General features: G+C 34.1%; 2 protein-coding genes. Both read left to right on the top strand.

Translation table 11 applies throughout. The features are described from left to right. Positions 1 to 251: 251 nt before the first annotated feature. The gene (locus H5T44_06345) at positions 252 to 1,343 is read left to right on the top strand and encodes a hypothetical protein (GenBank protein ID MBC7081839.1); all 1,092 of its coding nucleotides are present in this window, start codon (positions 252 to 254) and stop codon (positions 1,341 to 1,343) included. 7 nt (positions 1,344 to 1,350) lie between these two features. Beyond that, positions 1,351 to 3,357, top strand: a complete 2,007-nt coding sequence (locus tag H5T44_06340; protein ID MBC7081838.1) for a site-specific DNA-methyltransferase — start codon at positions 1,351 to 1,353, stop codon at positions 3,355 to 3,357. The last annotated feature ends 336 nt before the right edge of the window (positions 3,358 to 3,693 follow it).

Below are 3,693 nucleotides of genomic sequence, written 5' to 3'. Positions count from 1 at the left end.
CTGCGAGGGTGCCCTTAAGGGCGGCGTGATATAATATATGCGATATATACATCCGCTATATACATATATATGATATGTATATCAGGCGGCCCAAAGAGTAGCGCCAGCGGGCCCATCATTTCTCCAAATAATCCTCAAACACCTAGAAGATGATTAGGATCCAGGTTCATGGACATGATGATAAATCCAAAAGGCTACGAAAATTTTGACATGAAATGAAGTCTACATTACAGTTTTAGTAGGTGCAAAAAATGAAAAATCCCAAATTCACAGAAAACCAAAAAGAAATTGAAAAAGAAGAATTTGAATTTCTACAAAAGCTAAACTTTATAATAAAAGAAAGTTTGGAATTATTTAATACAAATCTAAAGAATTCAATGAAGTTTATTAATTATATAACATTGCCTATAATCATGGCAAGCATAGAATCAAAATCTTTTAATCCATTCTCTGAGATTATAGAAAAACATATAGCATTCATTTTAAATTCTAAAATGAATTCACTTGGTTATAAATTTTTACCATTAGGTTATTCTTCTGATTTAACATATGAAAATGATAATAGTATTATTCATATAGATATCAAAACTGCTAATCTTGAAAACCCTTCAGATTTTAAAGACACTGTACCTCTTGGAATTAACCAATCAAGTTATCCGGGAGTTTTAGATTGCAAAATAAGAGGTAAGAATATAAAGGCTGATTGTAAAAAAATAAAGGTATACCCAAATATTCCCACCACTTATAATAATAAGCTTACAATCACGAATGCTCTTCTATTCATCTATCCCGACTATAAAGAAATAATTGATGAGATAAGGGAAGATTATATTGCTATAAGAGAGTTAATTAGTATCAATTTAAAAGACATTCTTACTCCAATAGAAGGCTCTTTAGAAGAATTTTTGAATTATAAACCATCTAATGAAAAAAAGAGATTAGAACCTATTTTGGATAATATAGTGAGAGGGTATTTTATACATGATAAACTACGTCATGAATTCTCAGAAAACGTTGAAAAGGACTTGGAAGAATTTGAGAAAAAGATTATTGGAATAGCAAAAAAGTTAAAGGAACGAGAAATAAAACCCGTTGCCATATTATCCATTTCTATTCCCAATGGAGAATTAGCGCCTCATTATGATGATGAAATAGTGAGTGGCAAGAGCTGGGGATCTTCCTTCAGATATCATTACAAGAAAAGCGGTAACTCAGTTTTCAAAGGATTAGATAACAAGGCATCCCGTGCCGTGTTCCTACACATCAACAAAGAATACTTACCTGTTTTAAAAAAATATTTTGATCCCATTACCGTATATGAGCTAACAGAGAAAAGGTTATAGTGGTAGTATGGTTAAAGGAAAGATTTTATTTGGGGATGTTTTTAGTGCATTAAGATGTTTAGAGGATAATAGTATTTCTGTTGCATTAACTTCTCCTCCCTACTGGAGACAAAGAGATTATGGGTTTAAAGGACAAATTGGTAGAGAAAAGACTCCGGAAGAGTATATAGGGAGATTAATCGTTATATTCAGGGAGTTAAGGGCTAAGCTAAAGGATGATGGAGTGTTCTTCCTAAATATAGGTGATAAGTATAAGAATAGGTATGGTAAATCCCATCTTCTTCAGATCCCTTATAGGCTTGCAGCACATATGATCAAAGATGGTTGGAAGCTTTTAGATATAATTATATGGTATAAACCCAACCATATGCCTTCATCAGTTAAAGACAGATTCACAAACACTTATGAACCCGTCCTAGTTTTCGGGAAATCCGATGAAAACATTTACACAAAAAAACACCCAGTCCTCAAAATACCACTGCAGCAAACAAAATGGAAGCATACAGCAGTTTTTCCTGAGAAACTGGTTTCATCTTTACTCTCAAGGTGCAACCTTAAAGATGGTGATTACATTTTAGACCCTTTCGCAGGGACAGGAACCACAGGGGCAGTGGTAAAAAAAATGAAGTATCAGCTGTATCCCAAAGATTTGAATGTTATACTAATCGAGAAGGGAAAAAAATTTTTAGATATTATCACTGAAAGAACTGGTATCAAGGAAATTAAAGAGCTTAAATCTTCTGAATATACATGGGAACCAGTTAATGATAAATTAGCCTTTTCAGAGGATAAACCTCTTATAATCATCGAGGATACTCATGGTGAAACATTCATCGCTAAAAACAGTGAAGAGTTCTCCCGTATAATAATGGGAATGCTTTCAGAAGAATTCCAGGATTTTCATAGAGAGGATGCTGTCTACTTTTTCGGTGTAAAAAACTGGAAATTATCAGACCTTGTTTTACCAGGATTATTAATAGACCATGGCTTTATACTTCGAAATATGATAATAATTGAAGACGGCTCTTCATGGTATCCTGTCTTTATGCTGGTAAAAGACACAACAAGGGTCAACTACAAATTTTATATAGACAGGATTAGAAAGAAACCAAAAACCGTACTACCAGAAAAATGGAACCAAGAAGACTTTATAGGCCTCATCGTAAATGATAACCTCTCTAAAAAACCCAGGAAAGGAGAAGTTGTTGACATAATATCAACATACAGCCAGGATAATTTCCCTAAAATAGTCGCTGTATCCTGGGAGGACGACAATATTTCTCTTGAATTATGCCTAAATCCCCGAAAAGATGAATTCATCATGGAATCACTACAATTTACATGTCCTCACTGTGGGACACAACTTATAGACACCTATGACCCCTTAGGGGATAACATCTGTTATAACTGCCAAAAAGAGATATACGGAAAAAACTCCCTCCCCATCCTAAAAGAATCAAAAGAAATCATAGAATCCCTAGAATCAGTTGAAAATGGAGAATATCAAGTCGGAGAAAACATAAAACCACAGTATCAAAAAAGATGCAAGGAAAGTAAAAGTAAATTCGCAGGCATGGAACGAATGAATTGGGGCGCTTCACCAGGAGCAAGAAAAACCATAATAGGCGACTCGTTCTCCAAGATGAGATTATATCGATTAGATCAACCAACCATAGCCAGATACCTTAATATTTATATGAAAAAGAATGACCTGAGAATTAAAGACATTACCCAAGCCTTACCACCAGAATACAAACATACAGTAGGGCATTGGTTCAGAAAAGATTTTGGGGGATCCATACCACTCCCAGAGGACGTGACCCTATTAGAGGAAATCCTCAAACTGGACAAAGAATTCGCCAGAATCCTAAAAAGAAGTGTCCTCAAATTACAGACAGTAAAACATTCCCTGAAGGGTAAAAATCCAGGAGATTTCCTTGAACTTGAAGAAAACAAACTTAAGGAATATTTAACAAAAACATACATGCCACCTTCTTATTACATAAAAAAATGAAAAGGTTCTTTTTTCTTTAATTAAATCTTATTTAAATGTCCTTTTAAGTATTGCCTCTTTTTCTGGAGTTTTATTGATCTTCTAGCATGATATTTCATCCACAGTACAGTATTTAATCCGTCTACTATGCTCAGGATGGTGTAAATATCCATTCTCCTTTTTCTGGCGGCTCTACTGCACTAGGACTGTGTAATCATGGAGTTGTCTTTGTATTTCTCTTTACAGGTTTCCCGCATCTTACAGGGATTAACCATATTTTGTTCTAAATCATTTTCAATATCATCAGAAATATAAACAGATACTGAATTCAAAATATCCTTTTTTAAGTTGCTTAGC

It is taken from the genome of Thermoplasmatales archaeon (assembly GCA_014361195.1).
Lineage (GTDB): Archaea > Thermoplasmatota > E2 > UBA202 > JdFR-43 > JACIWB01.
This window is presented reverse-complemented; position numbering and strand designations above follow the sequence as displayed.